The organism is Rhodococcus sp. OAS809, assembly GCF_040546695.1.
GTDB lineage: Bacteria > Actinomycetota > Actinomycetes > Mycobacteriales > Mycobacteriaceae > Rhodococcus_F > Rhodococcus_F qingshengii.
This window is the reverse complement of record NZ_JBEPOI010000002.1, coordinates 1,208,767-1,232,492: the sequence shown is the minus strand read 5'-3', so window position 1 is coordinate 1,232,492 and position 23,726 is coordinate 1,208,767. Positions and strand designations below refer to the sequence as shown.

At 63.4% G+C, this 23,726-nt stretch carries 20 protein-coding genes; 12 read left to right on the top strand and 8 right to left on the bottom strand.

Going from position 1 to position 23,726, the window contains the following annotated elements; translation table 11 throughout:
* The first annotated feature begins 70 nt into the window (after positions 1–70).
* The 5 genes from ABIE52_RS08625 (at position 71) to ABIE52_RS08605 (ending at position 5,577) form a co-directional block, all read left to right on the top strand.
* Positions 71–742 (top strand): class F sortase, encoded by a 672-nt coding sequence (locus tag ABIE52_RS08625; RefSeq protein ID WP_192712482.1) that lies wholly within the window; start codon positions 71–73, stop codon positions 740–742.
* 32 nt (positions 743–774) lie between these two features.
* Positions 775–1,644 carry a diaminopimelate epimerase gene (dapF, locus tag ABIE52_RS08620; protein ID WP_192712481.1) on the top strand — a complete coding sequence of 290 codons (870 nt, stop codon included), beginning with the start codon at positions 775–777 and terminating at the stop codon, positions 1,642–1,644.
* Positions 1,645–1,719: 75 nt separating this feature from the next.
* A complete protein-coding gene (gene hflX, locus ABIE52_RS08615) occupies positions 1,720–3,195 on the top strand; it encodes a GTPase HflX (RefSeq protein WP_065455669.1) in 1,476 nt (491 codons plus the stop codon).
* A 10-nt stretch (positions 3,196–3,205) separates the two neighbouring features.
* On the top strand, positions 3,206–4,195 hold the full coding sequence (locus ABIE52_RS08610; protein ID WP_230359814.1) for a hypothetical protein: 990 nt from the start codon (positions 3,206–3,208) through the stop codon (positions 4,193–4,195).
* 56 nt (positions 4,196–4,251) lie between these two features.
* The gene (locus ABIE52_RS08605; protein ID WP_252194385.1) at positions 4,252–5,577 is read left to right on the top strand and encodes an alpha/beta hydrolase; all 1,326 of its coding nucleotides are present in this window, start codon (positions 4,252–4,254) and stop codon (positions 5,575–5,577) included.
* Positions 5,578–5,616: 39 nt separating this feature from the next.
* Here the strand turns inward: ABIE52_RS08605 and ABIE52_RS08600 are convergent, their stop codons facing one another.
* From ABIE52_RS08600 to ABIE52_RS08585, 4 genes are all read right to left on the bottom strand, one after another.
* Positions 5,617–5,874 carry an HPr family phosphocarrier protein gene (locus ABIE52_RS08600; protein WP_003942144.1) on the bottom strand — a complete coding sequence of 86 codons (258 nt, stop codon included), beginning with the start codon at positions 5,872–5,874 and terminating at the stop codon, positions 5,617–5,619.
* A 97-nt stretch (positions 5,875–5,971) separates the two neighbouring features.
* Positions 5,972–8,041: a PTS fructose transporter subunit IIABC gene (locus ABIE52_RS08595; protein ID WP_192712479.1), complete on the bottom strand. Its 2,070-nt coding sequence runs from the start codon at positions 8,039–8,041 to the stop codon at positions 5,972–5,974.
* Between the two features lie 18 nt (positions 8,042–8,059).
* A complete protein-coding gene (gene pfkB / locus ABIE52_RS08590) occupies positions 8,060–9,055 on the bottom strand; it encodes a 1-phosphofructokinase (protein WP_030535546.1) in 996 nt (331 codons plus the stop codon).
* The gene (locus tag ABIE52_RS08585; RefSeq protein WP_003942134.1) at positions 9,052–9,819 is read right to left on the bottom strand and encodes a DeoR/GlpR family DNA-binding transcription regulator; all 768 of its coding nucleotides are present in this window, start codon (positions 9,817–9,819) and stop codon (positions 9,052–9,054) included. The genes pfkB and ABIE52_RS08585 overlap by 4 nt, the downstream gene beginning before the upstream one ends.
* Before the next feature lie 191 nt (positions 9,820–10,010).
* Here ABIE52_RS08585 and ABIE52_RS08580 point away from each other — a divergent pair, with 191 nt between their 5' ends.
* From ABIE52_RS08580 to ABIE52_RS08570, 3 genes are all read left to right on the top strand, one after another.
* The gene (locus ABIE52_RS08580) at positions 10,011–11,684 is read left to right on the top strand and encodes a putative PEP-binding protein (RefSeq protein WP_192712478.1); all 1,674 of its coding nucleotides are present in this window, start codon (positions 10,011–10,013) and stop codon (positions 11,682–11,684) included.
* Positions 11,685–11,759: 75 nt separating this feature from the next.
* Entirely contained in the window at positions 11,760–13,040 is a 1,281-nt protein-coding gene (locus tag ABIE52_RS08575) for a uracil-xanthine permease family protein (RefSeq protein WP_020907537.1), read from the top strand.
* A 189-nt stretch (positions 13,041–13,229) separates the two neighbouring features.
* Complete coding sequence (locus ABIE52_RS08570) at positions 13,230–14,372, top strand: acyl-CoA dehydrogenase family protein (protein WP_054188585.1); 1,143 nt, start codon at positions 13,230–13,232, stop codon at positions 14,370–14,372.
* A gap of 92 nt (positions 14,373–14,464) precedes the next feature.
* On the opposite strand, the gene lexA is transcribed toward ABIE52_RS08570, so the two are convergent.
* Positions 14,465–15,193 (bottom strand): transcriptional repressor LexA, encoded by a 729-nt coding sequence (lexA, locus tag ABIE52_RS08565; protein WP_007735195.1) that lies wholly within the window; start codon positions 15,191–15,193, stop codon positions 14,465–14,467.
* 282 nt (positions 15,194–15,475) lie between these two features.
* Here lexA and ABIE52_RS08560 point away from each other — a divergent pair, with 282 nt between their 5' ends.
* Positions 15,476–16,189, top strand: coding sequence for a LysM peptidoglycan-binding domain-containing protein (locus ABIE52_RS08560; RefSeq protein ID WP_030535544.1), 714 nt, complete (start codon positions 15,476–15,478; stop codon positions 16,187–16,189).
* A 194-nt stretch (positions 16,190–16,383) separates the two neighbouring features.
* Positions 16,384–16,881, top strand: coding sequence for a transcriptional regulator NrdR (nrdR, locus tag ABIE52_RS08555; protein ID WP_030535543.1), 498 nt, complete (start codon positions 16,384–16,386; stop codon positions 16,879–16,881).
* Positions 16,882–17,167: 286 nt separating this feature from the next.
* Here the strand turns inward: nrdR and hrpA are convergent, their stop codons facing one another.
* A complete protein-coding gene (hrpA, locus tag ABIE52_RS08550; RefSeq protein ID WP_192712477.1) occupies positions 17,168–21,073 on the bottom strand; it encodes an ATP-dependent RNA helicase HrpA in 3,906 nt (1,301 codons plus the stop codon).
* 101 nt (positions 21,074–21,174) lie between these two features.
* On the opposite strand from hrpA, the gene ABIE52_RS08545 reads away from it, so the two are divergent.
* Positions 21,175–21,804 carry a Pr6Pr family membrane protein gene (locus ABIE52_RS08545; RefSeq protein WP_054188523.1) on the top strand — a complete coding sequence of 210 codons (630 nt, stop codon included), beginning with the start codon at positions 21,175–21,177 and terminating at the stop codon, positions 21,802–21,804.
* On the opposite strand, the gene ABIE52_RS08540 is transcribed toward ABIE52_RS08545, so the two are convergent.
* On the bottom strand, positions 21,775–22,092 hold the full coding sequence (locus ABIE52_RS08540; protein ID WP_054188522.1) for a DUF2322 family protein: 318 nt from the start codon (positions 22,090–22,092) through the stop codon (positions 21,775–21,777). The two genes, ABIE52_RS08545 and ABIE52_RS08540, sit on opposite strands and share 30 nt — an antisense overlap.
* Positions 22,093–22,224: 132 nt before the next feature.
* On the opposite strand from ABIE52_RS08540, the gene ABIE52_RS08535 reads away from it, so the two are divergent.
* Positions 22,225–23,448, top strand: coding sequence for an aminotransferase family protein (locus ABIE52_RS08535; RefSeq protein ID WP_047269349.1), 1,224 nt, complete (start codon positions 22,225–22,227; stop codon positions 23,446–23,448).
* Between the two features lie 2 nt (positions 23,449–23,450).
* On the opposite strand, the gene ABIE52_RS08530 is transcribed toward ABIE52_RS08535, so the two are convergent.
* Complete coding sequence (locus ABIE52_RS08530; protein WP_064075590.1) at positions 23,451–23,717, bottom strand: hypothetical protein; 267 nt, start codon at positions 23,715–23,717, stop codon at positions 23,451–23,453.
* Positions 23,718–23,726: the final 9 nt, after the last annotated feature.

The window sequence follows — 23,726 nt, the reverse complement described above, 5'->3', positions numbered from 1 at the left end:
TCAGCTATCTTACAGTTAGCTCTTTCGCGATCCATTCGTTTCGCGATCGACGGACTGGAGGACAACGAACATGGCGCAGACCGGGACACACGCGCGACCGAGAGGCCGACGCGCGGGTCGGCTGCCGCTTCTCCTACTGCTCGTCACATTTCTCGCGGTCGGCGGGGTGCTCGTCTATTTTGCGGTGAGTGCGGCCGGGAAGCCCATCAGCGCACCTGTTCCCGAAGCACCCTTCGACGTGGGAGCTCCAACCGATCCAGGGGCGACGTGGGCGCCTGCGCCAACGGATCTGCCGCCGAACACGCTCGCGATTCCCGATCTCGATGTGCGAGCCGACATCGTGCCCAGTGGGTTCGGCGCCAACCGCGGAATGATCCTTCCGCATCCTGACAAGGTTTCGCATTTCACCAACGGTGTGCAGTTCGGATCTTCGGAGGGCACCAATCTTGTTGCCGGCCACGTCGACGACGGTGATCGCACGCACGGCGCCTTGTGGGCGCTGCACCAGATGAAGCCCGGAACACCGATCTACGTGAGCGACGACACCGGAACGATGTTCACCTATCACGCAGCGAGCCTGAAGCTGTACGAAAAGGTGGCTTTGCCGGCCGAGTTCTTTTCCGAAACGGGTGCGCCCAGGCTGGTCCTCGTGACCTGCGGCGGCGCAACCGTGCCCGACCCCTCGTTGCCGTCCGGCTTCACGTACGAACAGAACGTCGTGGTCACCGCGTCACCTGCGTGAGTCGGTCGGCAGGTCCGGATAGGATGGCGACCATGGATTTCAGTAAGGGCCACGGCACGCAGAACGACTTCGTTGTTCTCCCTGACCTCGACGTTCGGGTCGATCTCGAGCCGGCGCGAGTTTCAGCGTTGTGTGATCGTCAGCGTGGCCTCGGCGCCGACGGCATCCTTCGTGTCGCCCGGGCAGGCGCACTTGCGGACGCGGGCGTGCTCGGTGCGCTGCCCGACGGCGTCGCTGCCGAAGACTGGTTCATGGACTACCGCAACAGCGACGGCTCCATCGCGGAGATGTGCGGAAACGGAGTTCGCGTATTCGCCCACTATCTCAAGGCCTCGGGCTTGGAGAGCAAGGACGAGTTCGTGGTCGGCAGCCGCGCCGGAGCGCGTCCGGTCGTGGTGGTCGGCTACGACGCCACACATGGTGACGTGACCGTGGCGATGGGCCCGATCAAGGACCTCGGCACCAGTTCGGCAACAATCGACGGCCGCGTCTTCGCCGGCGTCGGCATCGACGTCGGTAATCCGCATTTGGCGTGTGTCGACGAGCACGTGACGGCAGAAGTTTTGAGTGCGCTCGATTTGAGTGTTTCTCCGGGCTTCGATCCCGGGTTCTTCCCGCACGGGGTCAACATCGAGATCGTGACGCCGATCCACGACGGTGGGGTCCACATGCGCGTACACGAGCGTGGTGTGGGCGAGACTCGTTCCTGCGGAACCGGAACGGTCGCAGCGGCGGCCGCGGCGCTGAGGTACGACGGCCGCGATGAAGGCTCGGTACTGGTGCGCGTGCTCGGTGGCGAGGTGCAGGTCACCGTCGAAGGCGGCAAAGGGTCGTTGCGGGGGCCCTCGGTTCTGGTGGCGAACGGGACGATCAGCGATGCCTGGTGGCAATCGCTCGTGTGATATCGCCCGCGGGAAATACGCCTGCAGGAAATACGGATGCACCGTGGCCAGGTTTCGTGGGACCATAGATCTTGTATGACGAACACACATGAAAACGAAGAGTCCACCGCTCACGAGCAGTCCGAGTACGCGCAAGCCGAATACACGGCAGCGTCCGCATCGGGCAACCCGTCGACCGGTGAGATGCAACTCGCAGATCGCGGCGCCCTGCGCCGCGTGGCCGGTCTGTCGACCGAGCTCGAGGACGTCACCGAAGTCGAGTACCGCCAGCTTCGACTCGAAAGAGTTGTCCTGGTCGGCGTCTGGACGCAGGGAACTGCCGAGCAGGCCGAGGCGAGCATGACCGAGTTGGCCGCACTTGCCGAGACGGCCGGCTCCGAGGTCCTCGAAGGACTGGTTCAGCGTCGCGACAAACCCGACGCTGCCACCTACATCGGTTCCGGCAAGGCGCAGGAACTGCGCGAAGTAGTCCTGGCGACCGGCGCCGACACCGTCGTCTGCGACGGTGAGCTGACGCCGGCGCAGCTCACGGCGCTGGAGAAGATCGTCAAGGTCAAGGTCATCGACCGGACGGCCCTCATTCTCGACATCTTTGCTCAGCACGCCACTTCGCGTGAGGGTAAGGCGCAGGTCGCTTTTGCTCAGATGGAGTACATGCTCCCGCGTCTGCGTGGTTGGGGCGAGTCGATGTCGCGCCAGGCCGGTGGCCGTGCCGGCAGTAACGGCGGTGTGGGTCTGCGTGGTCCCGGTGAAACGAAAATCGAGACGGACCGCCGCCGTATTCGTGAGCGCATGGCAAAACTACGCCGCGAGATCAAGGGCATGAAGGCCGCTCGCGACACCAAGCGCACACGTCGACTGCAGAGCGACATCCCGTCGATCGCCATCGTCGGATACACCAACGCGGGCAAGTCGAGTCTGCTCAATTCGCTCACCGGATCGGGTGTGCTCGTGGAGAACGCGTTGTTCGCCACCTTGGACCCGACCACTCGCCGCGCAGCACTCGACGACGGCCGCGAGTACGTACTCACCGACACGGTCGGCTTCGTGCGACACCTGCCGACTCAGTTGGTCGAGGCATTCCGCTCGACTCTCGAGGAAGTAACCGACGCGGATCTGCTGCTGCACGTCGTCGACGGTTCGGATCCGTTGCCGACAGAACAGATCAAGGCTGTGCGGGAAGTCGTCACCGATGTTCTGCGCGAGACGGATTCGAAGGCTCCGCCGGAGTTGATCGTGGTCAACAAGATCGACGCGGCAGATCCGGTTACGTTGACGCAACTACGTGGTCTGTTGCCTGGTGCCGTGTTCGTCTCGGCGCGTACGGGTGAGGGAATCGCCGAACTAAGAGCACATCTCAGCGAGGTGCTGGTTCGGCCGGAGGTCGAGGTCGACGTGCTGGTGCCGTACACGCGCGGTGACTTGATGGCTCGAATCCACTCGGACGGAACGATTTTGGAATCGACTCACGAAGAGGCGGGAACGCGGGTGCACGCACGCGTGCCACAGATGTTGGCCTCGGCATTGGTCGACTACGCACCTAGTGCGTAGTTTCGGGGCCGTGGTCGCGGTGATTGCTGCGACTACGGCAACCGCACTGCTTCCCGGAGCGCTCGCACAGGCGTCGTCGTTCGAACCGAGCGAGTTCGCCCCACTCTGTACGCCTACTGATCCTGCGCTCCAGGAGTTGTCGGGGATGGTCGTCGTCGACGATCGGATCTACGCGATGGGCGACGGCGGCAGTGACGACTTCGTATTCGAAATGGACCTGAACTGTGTTGTCCAGAAACAGATTCCGGTCCCGATAGATCCTTACGACGTCGAAGATCTTGCGGTGAGTGGGCGAACGCTCGTTCTGTCGGACACCGGTGACAACCTCCGGACCCGCGAAACAGTGGCGTTCATCACGATGGACCTCGATTCCGGTGGCGGTACGTTGCACCGCCTCACGTACCCGGACGGTGCGCACGACACCGAGTCGATACTGCTCGACCCCGACGGCCACGTTTTTGTCGTGACCAAGGAATTGTTCGGCGAAAGCAGTGTCTACACACCGGTCGGGGATCAGAAACTGAGTGACTTGGCGCAGCCCGGCCCGACGCCGCTCGAGCGCGTCGGAGCCGTGTCCCTCGGACCGGAGAAGCCCGTGTCGGTGATGTTCACCGGGGGAGCGGTGTCGTCGGACGGTTCGGCGATCGCACTTCGGAGTTACTCCGACCTGTACCTGTACGAAGTCGTGGACGGCGGAATCGGCGCGACGCTCACCGGTACCGAACCGCTGCGGATCCCGCTCCCGAAGGAGCCTCAGGGTGAGGCGGTGGCATTCAACGATGCGGGCGATGTTCTGATCGGTTCGGAATCTGCCGGCGGAGCGTTGCCTCCGGTGTACGTGATGCGAGCGCTCGTGGACGCGACAGAAGCGACGGCTGACTCGTCTGACGGTTCGGTCGGTGTCGGGGTCGATCCGTGGACATTCGTGTGGGCCGGGTTGGTCGCGGCAGGATGTGCGATCGGGGGCGCGGCGTTCGTGAGATTTCGACGACGCCGCTGATTCCCAAATAATTCCACGAATTCGCAGACCGACGGTAGATGTGGATACTGGAACGAATGCACGGGCATCAACTCCTGACGCGGCTCTCGCGTATGTCACTCGAGCACGGACACATCACCGGAGCGCTGCTCGTGGGTTCCGTCATCGTCGGCGTCGGCACGTTGCTTCTGCTTCGGTGGTTGCCGCGTCGGGCCGCGTTGGTCGCGCTAGGTCTGTCAGTGCTCGGATCAGCCACCGGTGCGACGTTCGTGTGGCTCAGCTTTCGGCCGCTGCCCGCGCAGCTACCGGCGTCGAATTTTGTCTGGATAGCGCTGGCGATGTTCGGAGTCATCGGCGCCGCACTCGTTCTCCTTCGGCGCCCAGGGCTTGCGCGTGGCCTTTCGGTGACGGCATTCGCCGGGCTGGCCGCGATCGTCGCAGTAGGTCAGGTCAACGCGCAGACCGGCACCTATCCCACACTCGGCTCACTGGTCGGGCACTGGCCGGTGGGCTCGGTCGAGAACGTTGCCTTCGATTCGCTCCCCGGGGCCGAACCTTGGGTTCAACGGGGACTGCCCACCGAAACTCATTGGCAGGTTCCGGTGCGGATGCCGAGCAACGGTGTCGTGACGGAAGCGGCGATTCCAGGAAACGTTTCGGGATTCGACGCGAGGCCTGCGACGCTGTATCTCCCGCCGGCCTATCTTGCCGATCCGCGTGCCGAGTTGCCCGTACTGGTGTTGGTGGCGGGTGAGCCCGGCAGCCCCAGCGACTGGCTGGACAGTGGCCGGCTCGCGACCACCGTCGACGCCTATGCGTCGAGGCATTCCGGGCTTGCTCCCGTCGTGGTGGTGCCCGACGCGTTGGGGGACTACGACGCCAACCCCGGCTGCATGGATTCTGCGCTCGGCAACGTCGCGACGTATCTGGACCAGGACGTCCCGAACTGGATCGAATCGAACCTTCAAGTGAATCCGGACGCTGCGCAATGGGCTATCGGTGGGTTCTCCTACGGCGGGACATGCGCGATCGAGATGGCCGTGAACTTCCCGGACCGATACCCGTCGTTCCTGGACTTCTCCGGCCAGGACGAACCGTCGACCGGTGATCACGAGGACACCGTGGCGGCCATGTTCGACGGTGACGAAAGCGCGTTCGACGCGGTCAACGCCCGAGACCTGATGGCGCAGAATCGGTATCCGCAGTTGTCGGGTGTATTTGTCGCGGGTGAGGACGACGACATCTACCGCCCTCAGCAGGAGATCATGTTCGAGGCTGCGCGCGCCGCCGACATGAACGTGGACTACTACACCCTTCCCGGCGGGCACTCGGGTGATGTGTGGGGCACTGCTCTGGAACTCGAAATGGACTGGCTGGGCCGGACACTCGCACTGACTCCGTGAGAGTGTCCGGCCCGCTACACAGCACCGACTGACATCAGGTCAGGCGTCGAGATCAGCGGCTACCAGCTCGGCGACCTTGGCGAGTGCGTCGGCGTCGTCGGACTCGATGGTTACTTCGGTGTCCTTGGCGGCTCCGAGCGTCATGATCATCAGTGCCGAACCTGCATCCACGGGTTCGCCGTCGGCGACTGCGAGGGTGACCGTGGCGCCGGAGGCTCCGACTGCTTCGGCGATGAGAGCGGCGGGGCGGGCGTGGAGGCCGACTGCGGAACCGACGGCAACTGTCTTGCTGGGCATGGGATCTCCTCGTTGTAGAACTGTCGTTGCGGACGTTATGGGGTGTTCGGGCAGATCTGGTGACTCAGGTGGTGACTGCAGTGTTGCCTGCTGTCGATCATGCCGCAGCGGGCACGATTTCGGGGTCGAGTTCGGCATCGGACGGCCCCTTGCGGAAGAACTCCTTGGCTCCGACGACGGCGAGCGCAGCTACCACGGTTCCCGCGGCGAGCGAGACCAGGAACCAGCCGATTCCGCCGACTGCGAAGAAGACGAAGATCCCGCCGTGCGGGGCGCTGAGAGTGACGTCGAAAGCCATGATCAGCGCGCCGGTGACCGCGCCGCCCGCCATCATCGAGGGGATCACGCGAAGCGGGTCGGCAGCGGCGAACGGAATCGCGCCCTCGGAGATGAATGCCGAACCCAGCAACCAGGCAGCCTTTCCGTTCTCCCGTTCGGCTTCGCTGAAGAGCTTGGGACGCAGCACCGTCGAGGCAAGTGCCATGGCAAGCGGCGGAACCATACCGGCAGCCATGACAGCCGCCATGATGCGCAAAGTGGCCGGGTCGTTGACGTTGAGTCCGGCGACGGCGAAGGCGTAAGCCGCCTTGTTGACCGGTCCACCGAGGTCGAAGCACATCATCAGGCCGAGAATGATGCCGAGGAAGATGGCCGAGCTGCCGGACAGTCCGTTGAGCCAGTCGGTGAGACCTGAGGTGATCGCGGCGAGCGGACGCCCGAGGACGATGAACATCAGTGCTCCGACGACCAGCGTCGCGAACAGCGGGATGATCACCACCGGCATCAGGCCTCGCAGCCACTGCGGGACGGCGATCCGGCCGATGTAGAGCGCGACGACACCGGCGATGAGACCACCGACCAAGCCGCCGATGAAACCGGCACCGACGAACACGGCGACCGCGCCGGCTGTGAAGCCGGGAGCGATGCCAGGCCGGTCGGCGATGGCGAAGGCGATGTAGCCGGCCAACGCGGGCACCAGGAAGCTGAATGCCAACGAACCGATCTGGAACAGCACTGCGCCGAGATAGGTGGCCAGACCACCGTCGGGAAGGTTGGTGATCGAGTTGTTGAGAACGATGTCCTTGGCCGGACCGGAGATCTCGTATCCGCCGAGCAGGAAGCCGAGTGCGATCAGCAGACCGCCGGCCGCGACGAACGGGATCATGTAGCTGACACCGGTCAGGAGGACCTGACGGAGGTGGGTGCCGAATCCTACGGAACCGGCATCGGAATCCGCGGCCGCTGCGGCGGTGCCGTCAACGGTGGCGGCGGCGGGATTCTCGGAGGCGCGCAACGCTTCTGCGAGCATCTTGTCCGGCTCGTTGATTGCCCGCTTCACACCGGAAGCGACGACGGGCTTACCGGCGAATCGTTCGCGGCCCTTCACGCCGACGTCGGTGGCGAAGATGACCGCGGCGGCTCCCGCGATCACCGAAGGGGCAAGGGGGGTGCTTCCGCTTGAACCTTGCGTTTCGACGTGAACCTTGACGCCGGCGCGTTCACCCGCGGCGACGAGTGAGTCCGCCGCCATGTAGGTGTGAGCGATTCCGGTCGGGCAGGCGGTGACCGCGACGATGTGACGCTCCGCGGGCGCTGGTGCCGGGGTCTCCTCGGTAGCGTGTTTCCCGGTGGAAACGGGTGCCGGGGGTGTCGCTGCCGCAGCCTTTGCTGCAGGATCCTTCGGTGCGGGGTTGAGTACCTCGTCGACCAGTCTCACGATCTCGTCCGGCGTCGACGCTTCACGAAGTGACGTGACGAACGCGGGCCTGACGAGTGCTCGGGCCAAGGAGGAGAGCAGCTTCATGTGCTCGGCCCCGGCGCCTTCGGGTGCCGCGATCAGGAAGACCAGATCGGCGGGGCCGTCGGGTGCACCGAAGTCGACCTTCGGATCGAGTCGAGCAAACCCCAGGGACGCGGACGAGACAGCCTCGGCGCGGCAGTGGGGAATTGCGATTCCGCCGGGCAGTCCGGTCGCGGACTGCGCTTCGCGAGCGAGTGCGGCATCGACCAGTCCCGCAGCGTCGCTCGCCCGCCCCGCTGCAGTCAATCGCGCTGCGAGAGAACGAATGACATCTTCCTTGGTCGAACCCAGGTCGGTGTCGAGTGAGATCAGTTCGGGACTGATGATCTCCGGGCCGGAACTGCCGGCTGCGGTGGTATCGGACATGTCAGGTTCCTTAGGGCGTCAGGCGAGTTCGGTGGGGACGGGGATGGGAGAGGCGGCATCTGCTGCAGATACCGAAACCGCTGCCAGATCGATCTGTTCGGGTGTGGGAAGGGTTGTGCCGGGAAGGGAGGCAGCGGCGCTTCCGTAGGCGACCGCGTGACGTAGCCGCTCGGATTCCGAGCCGCCGCCCGCTTCGGCGAGGATGTAGCCGGCCAGCGACGAATCGCCTGCGCCGACGGTACTGACTGCGACAATCGGGGGAGCGGTGGCGATCCACGCGCCGTCGGCCGTGACGAGGACGGCACCGGCTGCGCCGAGTGTGGCGAGCACACTGCCGACGCCGCGGTCGACCAATCGCTGTGCCGCCGTGATTGCAGGCCCGGGATCACCGTTCTCGGCAGCACGTTCGAGGACGTGGCCGTCGACGCCGGTCAGTTGCGCGAGTTCCTCGCCGTTGGGTTTGAGCAGATCAGGTGCCGAGCCGGGGAAGCATTCGGCGAGTGCCGTCAGTGGGGCGTCCGAGGTGTCGACCGCTACCTTGCACGGGTGATCGCGCAGCGCCGCGACAAGTTCGCCGTACCACCCCAGAGGAACGCCGGGAGGCAGTGAGCCGGACAGCGCGAACCACAGTGCGGTATCGGCGCGGGCGATCAACTCCTGTGCCAGGGCGTCGAGCGTCGAACCGGACAGCGTTGCGCCGGGTTCGTTGATCTTCGTCGTGGTCCCGTCCGGTTCGGCGATGGTGATGTTGGTGCGAGCCGGACCCGTTGTGGCGACGCCGATGTGGGGAATCCCACCGGCTGCGAGCGCCGAGAGCAAGGGATCGCCACCATTTCCCGGTAGCACCGCGAGCACGTCGAGGTCGGCTGCGGCGAGAACACGCGCGACGTTGACCCCCTTGCCGCCGGGGTCGCTGCGAGTGGAGTGGGCACGTAGGACGGAGCCTCGTTCGAGCCGTTGCTCGAGTTGTACGGTCCGATCGATACTCGGGTTGGCTGTCAGTGTGACGATCATGCGATCACCACCTCGATTCCGTGGTCGTGGAACTCGGATGTGTCTGTGGGACTGATCTCTTCGTCGGTGATGAGGACGTCGATGCTGTCGAGTGGTGCGAAGCTGATCAAGTGCTCGCGGCCGACTTTGCTGGAATCGGCCACCACGACAACGTGATTGGCGGCCTTGACCATCGCTCGTTTGACGGCGGCCTCTTCGCTGTCCGGGGTGGAGAGTCCGTGCCCGACGCTGATCGCGTTGGTTCCGACGAAGGCGACGTCGACCCGCAACGTGCTCAGCAGGCGCAGAGCGTCCTCGCCGACCGCGGCTTGCGTCACCCCGCGTACTCGTCCGCCGAGCAGGATCAGGGAAATCGAGTTCATCGATGCCAGTCGTGCGCCGATCGGCACGGAATTGGTCACGGCCGTGAAGTCGTTCTCGGTCGGAAGTTCGGGGATCATGCGGCCCGTGGTCGTGCCCGCGTCGAAGATGACGCTGCCGCCGGTAGGAGGGAGATAGGTGACCGCGCAGCGGGCGATCCGGTCCTTCTGTTGCGCGCGGGTCTGATCGCGTTCCGCCATGCCCGGTTCGGTCACGTGGAGGGATCCGGTCGGAACGGCGCCGCCGTGTACACGCCTGATCTGTCCGATCCGCTCGAGGAAGGCCAGATCGCGACGCACGGTCTCGGTGGTCACACCGAAGGTCTCCGACAGCGCCGCCACGGACATGCGTCCGCGCTGCGACACCATGGTGCCGATCGCTTGTTGGCGTTCTTCCGCGTACACGTGCTCTCCGATTCCGAAATGTGATCCGACGGTGCGTTGTGGATCACAGTGAATGTTGCTTTATGTTGTTTTACGCCCGAGTGTGTTGACATGTCAAGACTTGGGAGTAATCTTCGTCACAACGAAGGTGAGGGCTTTACGCGCTCGAGGTGATCCGGTGTGACACCGGGCCCATCGCTCAAGGAGGACAGATGACCGAACAGCTCAACCGAATCACCGTGCACGGCACCCCCGTCGTGCCCGGAATTGCCTACGGCCCGGCTATCTGGCCGTCCCGCCGACCAGAACTCGTCACCGATGCGCCCGCACTCGACGAGGCCGATCGAGAGGCCGCTGCAGACGCCTTCGTCGCAGCAGCGAAGGCTGTCGAGAACCGCCTTCTCGGACGGGCTGCCGAAGCCACAGGCGCGGCCGCCGAGGTCTTGCAGGCCAACGCAGCGATGGCAGCCGATCGCGGCTGGATCGGGGCGGCAAAGAAGTCGATCGCCGGCGGAGTGCCCCCGGTGCAGGCTGCGATCGCGGCGACGGAGCAGTTCGTGGTGCTGTTCACCAAGGTCGGCGGTGTGATGGCCGAGCGCGTCACCGATCTCGAGGACATCCGCGACCGCGTGATCGCCGAACTCTCCGGATTGCCCGAACCCGGAGTTCCGATGCCCGAGACGCCGTCGGTGCTGTGCGCGGACGATCTGGCTCCTGCGGACACCGCGGGCCTCGATGCAACCAAGATCATCGGACTCGTGACCATCTTCGGCGGCCCGACCAGCCACACGGCAATCATCGCGAGGCAGTTGGGCATCCCGTGCATCGTGGCCGCGAAGGAACTGGAATCCATCGCGGCCGGAACACCGATTCTGATCGACGGAACCACCGGCGACGTGATCGCGGAGCCCGATCCCGAGCAGGCGCGCGAACTGGTCGAACAATCCCGGATCGATCGTGAACGCGTCAGCACGTGGACCGGACCAGGCCGGACGTCGGACGGCCGGCCGGTAGAAGTCCTCGCCAACGTTCAAGACGGCGCCGGCGCTCGGGCCGCGGCGCTGACCGCAGCGGGAGGCATCGGGCTCTTCCGGACCGAACTCTGCTTCCTCGGCCGTGAGACCGAACCGACCGTAGACGAGCAGGCGGCGATCTACGCCGAAGTTCTCGAGGCCTTCGCAGGCAAGAAGGTCATCATTCGCACGTTGGACGCGGGTTCGGACAAGCCGCTCAAATTCGCCAACCATCAAGAGGAAGCGAATCCGGCCCTCGGCGTTCGTGGGGTCCGAATCGCCTGGCAGGACATGGGAATTCTCGACCGCCAGCTCGACGCGATCGCGGCAGCCGCGGCGTCGACCAACTCGTCGCCGTGGGTCATGGCACCGATGATCGCCACCCCGGCCGAGGCGAAACGTTTTGCCGATGCGGTGCGGGCACGCGATCTTGTTCCCGGTGTGATGGTGGAGATCCCGGCGGCGGCGCTGTTGGCCGACCAGATTCTCGAACACGTCGAATTCCTCTCGATCGGTACCAACGACCTCGCTCAGTACACGATGGCCGCTGATCGGATGTCCTCCGAACTCGCCGACCTGACCGATCCGTGGCAGCCCGCGGTGCTCGCCCTTGTCGCACGTACGGCCCAGGCCGGTCAGGCGGCAGGCAAGCGCGTCGGCGTCTGCGGTGAGGCGGCCGCCGATCCACTGTTGGCGTGTGTTCTGGCCGGACTCGGAGTTTCCTCGCTGTCGTGCGCTGCGGCGTCGGTCGTGGGTGTGGGAGCGAAGGTCGGGTCCGTCACCATGGCGCAATGTGAGGCGGCTGCGGCGGCGGTGCTGGCAACCGGTGATCCGGTGGCAGCGCGCAAAGCGGCGGCCGACGCAATCAGCTGAACTGGTTTCGTTGGTCTCGGTCGGAGACCGAGCGCCTGACCTCTAGTATTTCGACCTGTGATCGAACGAGAAACAATGACCGGGGCCGGCGGAATCGGCTGGACTGTCCACGGAGACGGCAAGCGGATCGCCGACGGAGCCGTCGTGGCGCCGGACGAACGACTGAGTTGGCCGCGCACCATCGGAATCGGGATGCAACACGTCATCGCGATGTTCGGAGCGACACTGCTCGTTCCGACCATCACCGGCTTCCCCGTCACGACGACGCTGTTGTTCTCGGGTATCGGCACCGCGCTGTTCCTGCTCATCACCCGGGGCCGGATCCCGAGCTATCTCGGTTCGTCCTTCGCGTTCATCGCCCCGCTGACAGCGTCGGCAGGATCGGGCCCGGCCGCGCAGCTCGGTGCCGTCATGGCCGTCGGCATCGTGTTGATGTTGATCGGCGTCGCCGTACGTCTGATCGGCAGCCGGGTCATCGACGCCGTCATGCCGCCGGTAGTGACAGGCGCCGTCGTCGCGCTGATCGGTCTCAACCTCGCTCCGACGGCGGTCGGTTCCTTCGAATCGCAGCCGCTGATCGCCACGGTCACGCTCGTTTCGATCCTGCTGGTCACGGTCGTCGGTCCCGGGCTGCTCGGCCGGTTGGGCATTCTGGTCGGCGTCGTGATCGGCTGGGTCTTCGCCGCGGTCATCGGTGGTCTCGACAGTGAACGAGTGTCCGCTCTGCGCGAAGCCGACTGGTTCGGGCTGCCGAGTCTGCACGGACCGTCGTTCGACTGGTCGGTGATCGTGCTCGCGCTGCCCGTGGTGATCGTTCTGGTCGCCGAGAACGTCGGACATGTCAAAGCGGTGTCCGCCATGACGGGTAAGTCCCTCGATGACCTGGCCGGAAATGCGCTGTTTGCAGACGGTCTCGCCACGACCTTGGCGGGCGCCGGCGGCGGATCCGGAACCACCACGTATGCCGAGAACATCGGTGTCATGGCAGCGACGCGTGTGTACTCGACCGCGGCGTACTGGGTAGCGGCCGCCACCGCCGTGATCCTGGCATTTTCGCCCAAATTCGGTGCACTGGTCTTCACGGTTCCGAACGGCGTCATCGGCGGTGCGACGATGGTTCTCTACGGACTCATCGGCATTCTCGGTGTGCGCATCTGGATGGAAGCGAAGGTGGACTTCACCGATCCGGTCAACCTGACCGTCGCCGCTGCCGCACTGGTTGCCGGCATCGGGAACCTGACGCTGACCATTGGTTCGGTCGAGCTGGGCGGCATCGCTTGGGGGTCGATCGGCATCCTCGTCGCCTACCCGATCATGCGATACCTCGCCAAATTCCGTACTTCGAGTAACAGATAACCGCTACAGTCACGAATCGTGATCGTTCGGGTCATCGACGGGTATCGCAACAGGTTCTACCGTCGGAGGCAGTGACGTGGGCCCGCGAACTTCGGCGTGCCCAGTCTCAGCGAAAATATCCCGACCGGGTACATCGTCCCCACCGGGTACATCACTGAAGTGCCGTATATCGAATTGCAAGGAGTCGGCGTGGAGCGCACCCTGTTCGAACCGGAACATGAACTCTTCCGGGAGTCGTACCAGAAGTTCTTGGCACAGCACGTGGCACCGAACCACGAGAAGTGGGAAGAGCAGAACATCGTCGATCGTGACGTCTGGGTCGAGGCCGGAAAGCAGGGATTCCTGGGAACCGCGGTACCTGAGGAATTCGGCGGCGGCGGTGTCAAGGATTTCCGCTACAACGCGATCATCACCGAGGAAACCACCAAGGGTGGCTTCAGTGGTATCGGCTTCACGCTGCACAACGACGTGGTGGCGCCGTACCTCCTGGAGTTGACCAACCAGGAGCAGAAGCAGCGTTGGCTACCCGGATTCGCGTCGGGTGAGCTGATCTCGGCGATCGCGATGACCGAACCGGGTACCGGTAGCGACCTGCAGGGCATCAAGACGAAAGCAGTTCGCGACGGGGACCACTGGGTACTCAACGGTTCGAAGACCTTCATCACCAACGGAATCAACGCCGACATCATCATCGTTGTCGCGTGCACCGACCCGGACAAGGGTGCTCAGGGCTTCAGCCTCCTCGTGGTCGAGCGGGACATGCCCGGCTTCGAGCGGGGACGCAATCTCGACAAGATCGGCATGAAGGCTCAGGACACCGCCGAACTCAGCTTCACCGACGTACGCGTTCCCGCTGCCAACCTGCTGGGCGAAGAGGGAATGGGCTTCTTCTACTTGATGAAGAACCTTCCCCAGGAACGACTCTCGATCGCCGTCGTTGCTGCCGCCGCAATGGAATCGGTTCTCGAGAGCACGATCCAGTACTGCCGTGACCGCAAGGCATTCGGCAAGTCGATCGGCAGCTTCCAGAACACCCGATTCGTACTGGCCGAATTGGCAACGGAGACCACGGCAGTGCGCATCCTGGTGGACAAGTTCATCGAGCAGCTCAATGCCGAGAAGCTGACCGTGCAGGAAGCTGCGATGGCGAAGTGGTGGACCACCGAAGCTCAGGTCAAGCTCATCGACCGCTGCCTCCAGCTGCACGGAGGCTACGGCTACATGAAGGAATACCCGGTTGCCAAGGCGTACATGGACTCTCGTGTGCAGACCATCTACGGGGGCACAACCGAAATCATGAAGGAGATCATCGGACGTTCGCTGAATCTCTGATTCGGGAGATGGACCGCTGATCGTCACGAAAAGACTCTGGGCCCCGGCTGATGCCGGGGCCCAGAGTTTTGTGATCGAGGGTGCGAGCGAACTCAGATCTTCCGCATGACCGTGACAACCTTGCCCAAGATGACGGCGTTGTTGCCGGGAATCGGCTCGAAGAGGTCGTTGTGCGGCATCAGCCACACCTCCTTCTTCGTACGCTTGAACGTCTTCACGGTGGCTTCGCCGTCGATCATTGCGGCCACGATGTCACCGTTCTCGGCGACGTTCTGCTGACGGACGACAACCCAGTCGCCATCGCAGATCGCTGCATCGATCATCGACTCACCGACAACCTTGAGCATGAAGAGCGAACCTTGGCCGACGAGCTCGCGGGGGAGTGGAAACACATCCTCCACAGCTTCCTCGGCGAGGATCGGTCCGCCGGCAGCGATGCGGCCCAGGATGGGGACGAACGCCGGCTCTGGCAGCGGGTCGGCACTGTTGTACTCGCCGGAATGCTTCGACACCGACGCGATGGCGGTATCGGCCGCAACCTCGTCGAGACCCCGAACATCGACTGCACGAGGGCGATTGGGATCGCGTCGAAGGAAGCCCTTGCGCTCCAACGTTCGCAGTTGATGCGCGACCGACGACGTGGAGGTAAGCCCCACCGCATCCCCGATTTCGCGAATGCTCGGCGGATACCCGCGCTCCGTCACCGAATCGCGGATCACTTCGAGAACGCGCCGCTGACGCTCGGTGAGCGTCTCGCTCGACGGAGACGGAACTGCAGAAGCTCCTGCCTCCGCGGCTGTGCTGGAGCGATCGTCCTTCATGGCCTGTTGCCTCCGTGTCTGAAGAAGTCGTGTCTGAAGAAGTCGTGTCTGAACAAGTCGTGTCTGAAAACTGCCTGCAAAAGTGCCTGGTGCAAGTCGCGCAGAAACCTGTCGGTGCCTCCTGCCAACATTCGAGCTGTCGACAAACACGGAGGCTTTCGCAATTCCCGCTGTGTGGTCTGACACGAATCTAGCCGGATTTGCTCGCGGTTTCAAACATCTGTTCGATTCGTGTCGCTCCAAGTAGAGACATTGTCGGCCAGGCGTGGTAGAAATTCGAACATGCGTTCCATCGAACGCATGATCGAACACATCGATCGGTGTCGACCAGCGGAGGTCACGATGGGTAACGCAGCACTGAAAAGCAACAGGGTTTTCGACGACGCGATTGGTTTCGACGCGTTTGGTTTCGACGGTACGTCGGCACTGAAGTACCACCCCTCGTTCTATGGGCCCGATGCAGACGCTGTGTCCTTCGAACGGCGCGGAGCGGCCGAAATGCATGGCGTGGCCAGGGATGTCGACAACGAACCGCAGGCGGCCGTCGTTCGCCGGGTTCCGGCGGTGGGCGCGGTTTCAGGTTCGCGTTCATTGCGCGAATCTCCTCGCCGGTGGGACAGCGAGCACGATTCGTCACGCCCGTACGGAGGAAGTTTCGCGCACCGAAACAGGGTCGGTGTGTCACGGGTCGAACATGAAGTGGCCGCCGAGGATGTCAGTTGGAAGACGGTTTTCCTGGGCGCCGTATTCACCGCATTCGCAGTGTTGGCGTTGGTGGGGATCGGCGCTTTGTCGAGTGGTGACGTAGCTGCGACAAACGGCGCGACCGAAGTGGTTCGCGTTGCCGCGGGTGAATCCCTCAGTGATATTGCTGCCAAGGTTGCACCTGGCCAGGCTGTCGGTTCGGTGATCGAGCAGATCATGGATCTCAATGCGATGTCGAGTTCCGGACTGTCAGTGGGACAAACGCTGATCGTGCCGGCCTCGGGGCGCTGACCTACCCCGTACCAGGCGGGGGCGTACCGAGCGTGAGAGCAGTCCGTTCACAGCGAGTAAGCTGTCCACTTGACAGTCCCACCACCTCGGGTGGTCGCGTTGAGTACGTGGATCTGCTCTGTAAATCGTCGGAGGATTTGCAGTCGGTAGCGAATCTGAGTTGCGGCCATTTCGGCGACAACGAAGGAACCCCGATGCATTGCCCGTTCTGCCGGCACCCTGATTCCCGAGTGGTCGATTCGCGCGAGGCCGACGAGGGCCAGGCGATCAGGCGGCGCCGTTCGTGCCCCGAGTGTGGCCGCCGATTCACCACGGTCGAGACGGCAGTTCTCTCGGTCGTGAAGCGCAGCGGCGTCACGGAGCCTTTCAGCCGAGAAAAGGTTGTCAAAGGTGTGCGTCGCGCATGCCAGGGCCGCCAAGTGGACAACGATTCGCTGAATTTGCTCGCCCAACAGGTCGAAGATGCCGTTCGAGCTTCGGGTTCTGCCGAAATTCCCAGTAACGAGGTAGGGCTCGCGATCCTCGATCCGCTTCGAAATCTCGACGAAGTCGCCTACCTGCGATTCGCATCGGTGTACAAGTCCTTCAGCTCGGCTGCGGATTTCGAACGTGAGATCACCGACATGCGCGAGCATGCAGAGACCCGTGCCGCCGAGAAGGCTCCCGGCGCCGAGACCGTTTCCGTCGACTGAGGCCTTCGCCTCAGATAACGCTGAGAGCACAGAGCGGTCTTAGGTAACGCTGAGAACACAAAGCGAACAATCGAACAAATCGGGCACGTTATTCGCTTAGTGTCTACCAGGTACGTTCGTCCGCATCTCGGATCTTCACGGAGGCGTTATGAACTTAGTTGCAGTTCTCGGAGTCGTGAACAGCCTGGTAACCCTCGGGTTCGCCAACACTGTTGCCACCTTTGGCGGTTTCCTCACCAACGTCAACATTCAGACAATCTACTGATCGCGCAATTCCCGCCGAACATCAACGCTTGATCGCTTCGATAGCTTTCAGGACTCGCTTTTCGGAAATCGGTGTGGGTGTACCGAGGGACTGCGCAAACAGGCTCACGCGCAGTTCCTCGATCATCCAACTGATCGCGTCGACATCTCGAGCAGTGCGACGCTCTTCGGGAAGCGAACTCAACAACCGGTCGTACGCTGCGTACACCCGGTCGAGGACATCCATAGCCTGCTGATCTCGTTGTGCACTTGCGGGCAGAGCTTCGAGACGGAATTTTGCTGCGGCAAGATACCGCGGTAAATCGCGTAGGCGGGCCGATCCCAGTTCGGCGACAAATCCCGGAAACAGCAGTGAGGTCAGCTGTTCTCGGACGTCGTCGGCCGCCTCGCCGCGCGAGCGGTCCAGCACGACGCTCAGTTGGTGTGCTTGTTCGAGGATCGGAACAATCATGCGCAGGATCGCGGAAACGCGTCCGGCCAGTTCGGAGCGTGCGATCTTCACCAGGGTATCGAACGCTTCAGGCGTGCGTACCGGTCCACCGTGGGCCGCAATCACTTCGTTGGCAGCTGCCACCCGGCAATCTTCGACGAGGGCCTCCAAGCCGCCGTCCGGATTCTGGCCGAGAGCCAGACGCTGAGTGTTCGACAAGCCGGCGGTCACTGCCTTGAGTTGGGTGGGAACGGCCGCGAGGAGAAGCGCCCGCGTACCTTCCCTCATCGCCTGCGCCTGCGCGGCCGGCGTACTCAGGACACGAACGGCAACTCCGCCGTTCTCCGGCACCAGAGCTGGGTAGCCGGTCACCTGCTGTCCGCCGATGGAGCGAGTGATGGTCTGTTCCAATGCGCCCAGCGTTTCGGATGTCCAGACGGTTGCCGCTGCCCGTTCGGTTCCGGTTGCCGCCTTGGCCACTTCCTTCTGCACGCGCGGGGCGAGCGTGCGTCGTAGCTGCGCCAGATCCTTACCCTTCGCGAGAACCTTGCCCGATTCGTCCTCGACGACAAATGTCATCCGAAGATGGTCGGGCAGCGCGGCGGGATCGAAGTCCTTGGCGTCGATCTGGATCCCGCCCAAGTGCGAGAGTTCGCGGGCCATCGCGGTCATCAACGGCTCGGATCGAGGTTTGACTGCTGCCAATGCTGCGGCGGCATAATCCGGAGCCGGAACGACAGCGCGTCGGATGTTCTTGGGCAACGTCTTGATCAGAGCAGTAACCAGATCGACGCGCATACCGGGGACCAACCAGTCGAAGCCGACCGGCTGAAGTTGCGCGAGCAGGCCGACCGGGATGTGCGCGCTGACGCCGTCGTCGTCCTTTCCCGGCTCGAATTGGTAAGTGAGCGGAAACTGCATGTCGCCCTGGCGCCAAGCGTCTGGGTACTCGCCGCCCAGGACGGCAGCCGCGTCGGAGTTGACCACGGTTTCCGGCGTGAACGTCAGCAGACTGGGGTTCTTGCGCCGCTCACCCTTCCACCACTGGTCGAAGTGCCTGGCGGACACCGCTTCCTGGCCGACCCGTTCGTCGTAGAACTCGTAGAGAGTTTCGTCGTCGACGAGGATGTCGCGTCGGCGCGCGCGGTTCTCGAGTTCTTCGACGTTGTCGAGGAGTGCACGGTTTTCGTGGAAGAACTTGTGGTTCGTCTGCCATTCGCCCTGCACGAGCGCATGGCGGATGAAGAGATCGCGAGAGGCCTCGGGATCGATTCGTGAGTACGTCACTGCGCGGCCGGTTACCAGAGGAACTCCGTAGAGAGTGACCCGCTCGTATGCCATCGCCGAGCCGCGCTTGGAGGACCAGTGCGGTTCGGAATAGGTCCGTTTCACCAGGTGCGGGGCGAGCTTTTCAGCCCACTCGGGTTCGATACGCGCGGACATGCGCGCCCACAGCCTCGACGTTTCCACGAGTTCGGCGGCCATGACCCAGCGTGGTGGCTTCTTGAACAGTCCCGATCCGGGGAAGATCGCGAAGTGGCTGCCTCTGGCGCCGAGGTAGTCCCGCTTCTCGCCCTCGCGTAGCCCGATATGCGAGAGCAACCCGGCAAGGAGCGACTGATGGATCGCGTTCTCGCTTGCCGGTGTCTCTCCCACTGTCCAGCCGAGACCGCGGGTGATCTGCCGGAGTTGCCCGTGCAGGTCCTGCCATTCGCGGATGCGGAGCCAGTGCAGGAACTCGTTCCGGCACATCTTGCGAAACTGGTTGGAGGACAGATCGTTACGTTGTTCGCGTAAGTAGTCCCACAGTTTCAGGTAGGCCAGGAAGTCGGAGTTCTCGACGTTGAAGCGGGCGTGCTTTTCGTCGGCGGCTTGCTGGAACTCGGCGGGCCGCTCGCGAACGTCCTGGATGGACAACGCCGCGACGATGACAAGGGTTTCGTGAAGGCAACCGTTGTTCTTGGCTTCCACCAGCATCCGTGCCATCCGCGGATCCACCGGAATCTGGGCCAGCTCGCGGCCGACCGGCGTCAGTTCGGGGTGGCTGGCCTCGGAACCTCGCGCGATGGCGCCGAGTTCTTCGAGGAGTCCGATTCCGTCCTTCACGGCGCGCTGGTCCGGCGGTTCGACGAAGGGGAATGCCGCGATGTCGCCCAGGCCGAGGGCCGTCATCTGCAAGATCACGGATGCGAGGTTGGTTCGCAGGATCTCCGGTTCGGTGAATGCCGGCCGTGACTCGAAGTCCTCCTCGGAATACAGGCGGATGCAGATTCCTTCGGCGACGCGGCCGCAACGCCCGGAACGCTGACGAGCTGACGCCTGCGAAATGGGCTCGATCGGCAACCGCTGAACCTTGGTGCGCACCGAATATCGCGAAATGCGCGCGGTTCCCGGATCGACGACGTACCGAATGCCGGGAACGGTCAGCGAGGTCTCGGCCACGTTGGTGGCAAGGACGACGCGTCGGCCGGTGTGCGGCGAGAACACTTTGTGTTGCTCGGCGGCAGACAGCCGCGCGTACAGCGGGACGATTTCGGTGTTGCGAAGACGCCGATCGCGTAAAGCATCTGCGGTGTCGCGAATTTCGCGTTCGCCAGAGAGGAAGACCAAGATGTCGCCTTCGCCCTCCGCGCTCAGCTCGTCGACCGCCTCGCAGACCGCGTCGACGGGATCGCGGTCGAAGGTGATGTCGCCGGATTCGACGGTCAGTGGCCGGTAACGCAATTCGACAGGGAATGTTCGCCCGGAAACCTCGACGATCGGCGCGGGCTTACCGTCGACAGCGAAGTGCTTGGCGAAGCGCTCGGGATCGATGGTCGCCGACGTGATGATGACCTTGAGATCGGGTCGGCGGGGGAGCAGCTGAGCCAGGTAACCGAGGATGAAGTCGATGTTGAGGCTGCGTTCGTGCGCTTCGTCGATGATCAGCGTGTCGTAGCGTCGGAGCATACGGTCGCGCTGAATTTCGGCGAGGAGAATGCCGTCGGTCATGAGCTTGACGTAGGTGCGGTCCGAGACCTGGTCGGTGAACCGCACGGTGTATCCGACGGCGTCGCCGAGTTCGGTGTCGAGTTCTTCGGCGATACGTTCGGCAACGGTGCGTGCTGCCAACCGGCGCGGCTGTGTGTGTCCGATCAGACCGCGGACGCCACGTCCGAGTTCGAGACAGATCTTCGGGATCTGGGTTGTCTTACCCGAGCCGGTCTCGCCGGCGACGATGACAACCTGATTTTCCGAGATCGCGGTCGCGATGTCGTCCTTGCGCTGACTGACGGGCAGAGCTTCCGGATACGAGACTGCGGGAACATTGGCGGATCGTGCCGCCAACCGTGTGCGCGCCGTTTCGATATCCTCGGCCAGCGCCACCAAAGCGTCTGGTGTGCGGGCACGGTCGAGTTTGCGACGGAGTCGACTCTCGTCGCGGAGTGAGACCTGCGCCAGCGCGCTCTTCAGGTCACTCCGCTTGGGGGAGAGCGGGGCCGGTGGTGTTGTAGACATGCTGATGACAGCCTATCGAACGCGTTCACAACTACCGCTCGCAGATCGTGCTGATGTGCAAATATCGACCAGTGACGACAAATACCGCAAATGAGTCATCGGTGCCTGTCTTGTCGACGCCGATCGCCGTGCGAGCCCTGAGACTGTTGTTTGCTGTGTTCGGACTTGCCGCTTTGCTGTGGATCCCGATCCGTGACGCGGCTGAGCTGTCTCTGTCGAACTATCTGAGCTACTTCACCATCGAGAGCAACATTCTTGCGGTGATCGTGTTGCTGATCGGTGCAATTCGAGATCCACAATCGCAGGCGTGGCAGTCGATCCGCGGGGCGGTGACGCTGTACATGGTGATCACCGGCATCATCTATGCCGTCCTCCTGGCAGATATCGACGTCAATTTGAACGATGCCTGGATCAACTCGGCACTGCATCGGATTCTTCCGTTGGTCATGCTGCTCGACTGGGTGTTCTTCGCCTCGAGGCACAGGATCTCCGAAGCACGTTCACTGCAGTGGTTGCTGTTCCCGGTCGTGTACGGCGTGTACACGTTGATCCGAGGTTCGATCGTCGACTGGTATCCCTACCCGTTCATGGATCCGCGCCACCAGGGCTATCTGGCCCTGTTCATCGGATTCGTCGTACTGGGCATCGCGATGGCCCTGATGGCGTTGGCAGTCAATGCCGTCGGACGGTTGGGCGCCGGGCTACGCGGACGGAACGCTGCGAAGTCCTAGGGGATTGCCGGAGGCGAGCACCTGATCGAGTCGGTCCACGTTCGGGTGCTTGCCCGGGTTCGCCCGCGCGTCCTCGGTGTGCTCGGCGAAGATCGTCAATCCTGCCGAGGCGGCTTCGGGTGTCAGCGCGCCGTAGACCTGAGCGAGATGGTTGTACACCTTGACCGAGCCGGACTTTCCGGGCTTGTTCTCCACGGTGTCGACGACGGTTCCGTCGGCGTCGAGTACCTCGATGGCGGCCAGATGATCGATGGTGGGCAGTGCGGCGAGATTGTCGGCAAAAGTCATGGTCGACAGATTACGGGTGCGCCCGGAAATGCCGGTGCCGGGCGAGCGCCGTCGTGCGCGGATTCCTGGTGTCGATATAGTCGCAGCACATCGTTTGCACACCAGCATCGTTTGTATTCGAAGGGGACAATGATGGCTTCGGCATTGTGGCACGGGTTCGCGGACATGGGCGCTGTGGAGAAAAACGGCGCGTTTGTCGTCTCTCGCGGTGAGGGCGCGTACATCTGGGACCGCGAGGGCACTCGGTATCTGGATGCGACAGCGGGCCTGTGGTTCACCAATGTCGGGCACGGGCGCACCGAGATCGCGGATGCGGTGGCGGCTCAGTTGTCGAAGATCGCTCATTTTTCGAATTTCGGTGATTTCGTTCCCGAGACCACGCAGGTGTTGGCGGAGCGGTTGGCGACGATCGCGCCGGTTGCCGGGAGCAAGATCTTCTTCACTTCGGGTGGTTCGGATTCGGTGGACACTGCGGCGAAGCTTGCTCGTCGGTACTGGCACGAGGTGGGGCAGCCGGAGAAGGCGATCATCGTCGGTCGTCAGAAGGCGTACCACGGAATGCATGTTGCGGGAACAGCTCTCGCTGGTATTCCGGTGAACCGTGAGGGGTACGGCGAGCTGATGGCGGATGCGGCCACGGTCGGCTGGGATGATGCGAAGAGTCTGCTCGAGTTGATCGAGCGGGTCGGTGCGAACAAGATCGCGGCGTTCTTCGCGGAGCCGATCATCGGTGCGGGTGGGGTGTATCTTCCGCCGGAGGGGTATCTGGCCGAGGTGCGTGACATCTGCCGTGAGCACGACATCCTCTTTGTCGTCGACGAGGTCGTGACCGGTTTCGGCCGGATCGGTGGTGAGTGGTTCGCGTCCACCCGTTTCGATTTGCAGCCCGACATGATGACCACGGCAAAGGGTTTGACGTCGGGTTACGTTCCGATGGGTGCGGTGTTCATCGCGCCGCGGGTGGCGGAGCCGTTCTATGCCGGTTCGTGGTGGCGCCATGGGTACACCTACGGCGGGCATGCCGGTGCTGCTGCGGCGGCGATGGCGAACCTCGACATTCTCGAGCGTGAGAATCTGCTCGCGGAGTCGAAGCGTTTGGAGGCGTCGTTGCATACGCATCTGCAGCCGCTGGCGGAGCATCCGCGGGTGGCGGAGGTTCGTAGTGGGCTCGGTGCGGTCGCGGCAGTGCAGTTGGCTGATCCGGCGGAGGCGTTGCCGTTCGTGAAGACGCTTCGCGAGCACGGTATTTCGGGTCGCGCCGCGGGTCAGGGTGCGATGCAGATTTCGCCGACGTTTGTGATGACCGACGATCAGGTCGCCGAGATGGCCGCGGGGATCCTCGCAGCCCTCGGCTGAAGTCAGCTGCGGCGCCGAAAGAGTTTCTCGATTCGGCGCCGCACTGCGTTGGGCGCAGGTTCCAGTTCCAGAACCTCTTGCTCCGACTGCTTGGCGTACGCCTGGGTGTAGCGCTCGTGTAGCACCGAGCGAATCTCGTCCGGAGAGTAGGCCCGACGCTGGCGTTCGCCGCGCGCAACGAGGACCCCGGTGGCGGCAACGCCCATCGCGCCGGCGAGGCCGACCAGTTTCCAAACGTGCGAGGCGCGCAGAGGAGTCGTGAGTTTCATCCCTCTACG

Coding starts and splice junctions, on each gene's coding strand:
- ABIE52_RS08625 (WP_192712482.1), top strand. CDS start 71: ATGGCGCAGACCGGGACACACGCGCGACCGAGAGGCCGACGCGCGGGT.
- dapF (WP_192712481.1), top strand. CDS start 775: ATGGATTTCAGTAAGGGCCACGGCACGCAGAACGACTTCGTTGTTCTC.
- hflX (WP_065455669.1), top strand. CDS start 1,720: ATGACGAACACACATGAAAACGAAGAGTCCACCGCTCACGAGCAGTCC.
- ABIE52_RS08605 (WP_252194385.1), top strand. CDS start 4,252: ATGCACGGGCATCAACTCCTGACGCGGCTCTCGCGTATGTCACTCGAG.
- ABIE52_RS08600 (WP_003942144.1), bottom strand. CDS start 5,874: ATGCCCAGCAAGACAGTTGCCGTCGGTTCCGCAGTCGGCCTCCACGCC.
- ABIE52_RS08595 (WP_192712479.1), bottom strand. CDS start 8,041: ATGTCCGATACCACCGCAGCCGGCAGTTCCGGCCCGGAGATCATCAGT.
- pfkB (WP_030535546.1), bottom strand. CDS start 9,055: ATGATCGTCACACTGACAGCCAACCCGAGTATCGATCGGACCGTACAA.
- ABIE52_RS08580 (WP_192712478.1), top strand. CDS start 10,011: ATGACCGAACAGCTCAACCGAATCACCGTGCACGGCACCCCCGTCGTG.
- ABIE52_RS08575 (WP_020907537.1), top strand. CDS start 11,760: ATGACCGGGGCCGGCGGAATCGGCTGGACTGTCCACGGAGACGGCAAG.
- lexA (WP_007735195.1), bottom strand. CDS start 15,193: ATGAAGGACGATCGCTCCAGCACAGCCGCGGAGGCAGGAGCTTCTGCA.
- ABIE52_RS08560 (WP_030535544.1), top strand. CDS start 15,476: ATGCGTTCCATCGAACGCATGATCGAACACATCGATCGGTGTCGACCA.
- nrdR (WP_030535543.1), top strand. CDS start 16,384: ATGCATTGCCCGTTCTGCCGGCACCCTGATTCCCGAGTGGTCGATTCG.
- hrpA (WP_192712477.1), bottom strand. CDS start 21,073: ATGTCTACAACACCACCGGCCCCGCTCTCCCCCAAGCGGAGTGACCTG.
- ABIE52_RS08540 (WP_054188522.1), bottom strand. CDS start 22,092: ATGACTTTTGCCGACAATCTCGCCGCACTGCCCACCATCGATCATCTG.
- ABIE52_RS08535 (WP_047269349.1), top strand. CDS start 22,225: ATGGCTTCGGCATTGTGGCACGGGTTCGCGGACATGGGCGCTGTGGAG.
- ABIE52_RS08530 (WP_064075590.1), bottom strand. CDS start 23,717: ATGAAACTCACGACTCCTCTGCGCGCCTCGCACGTTTGGAAACTGGTC.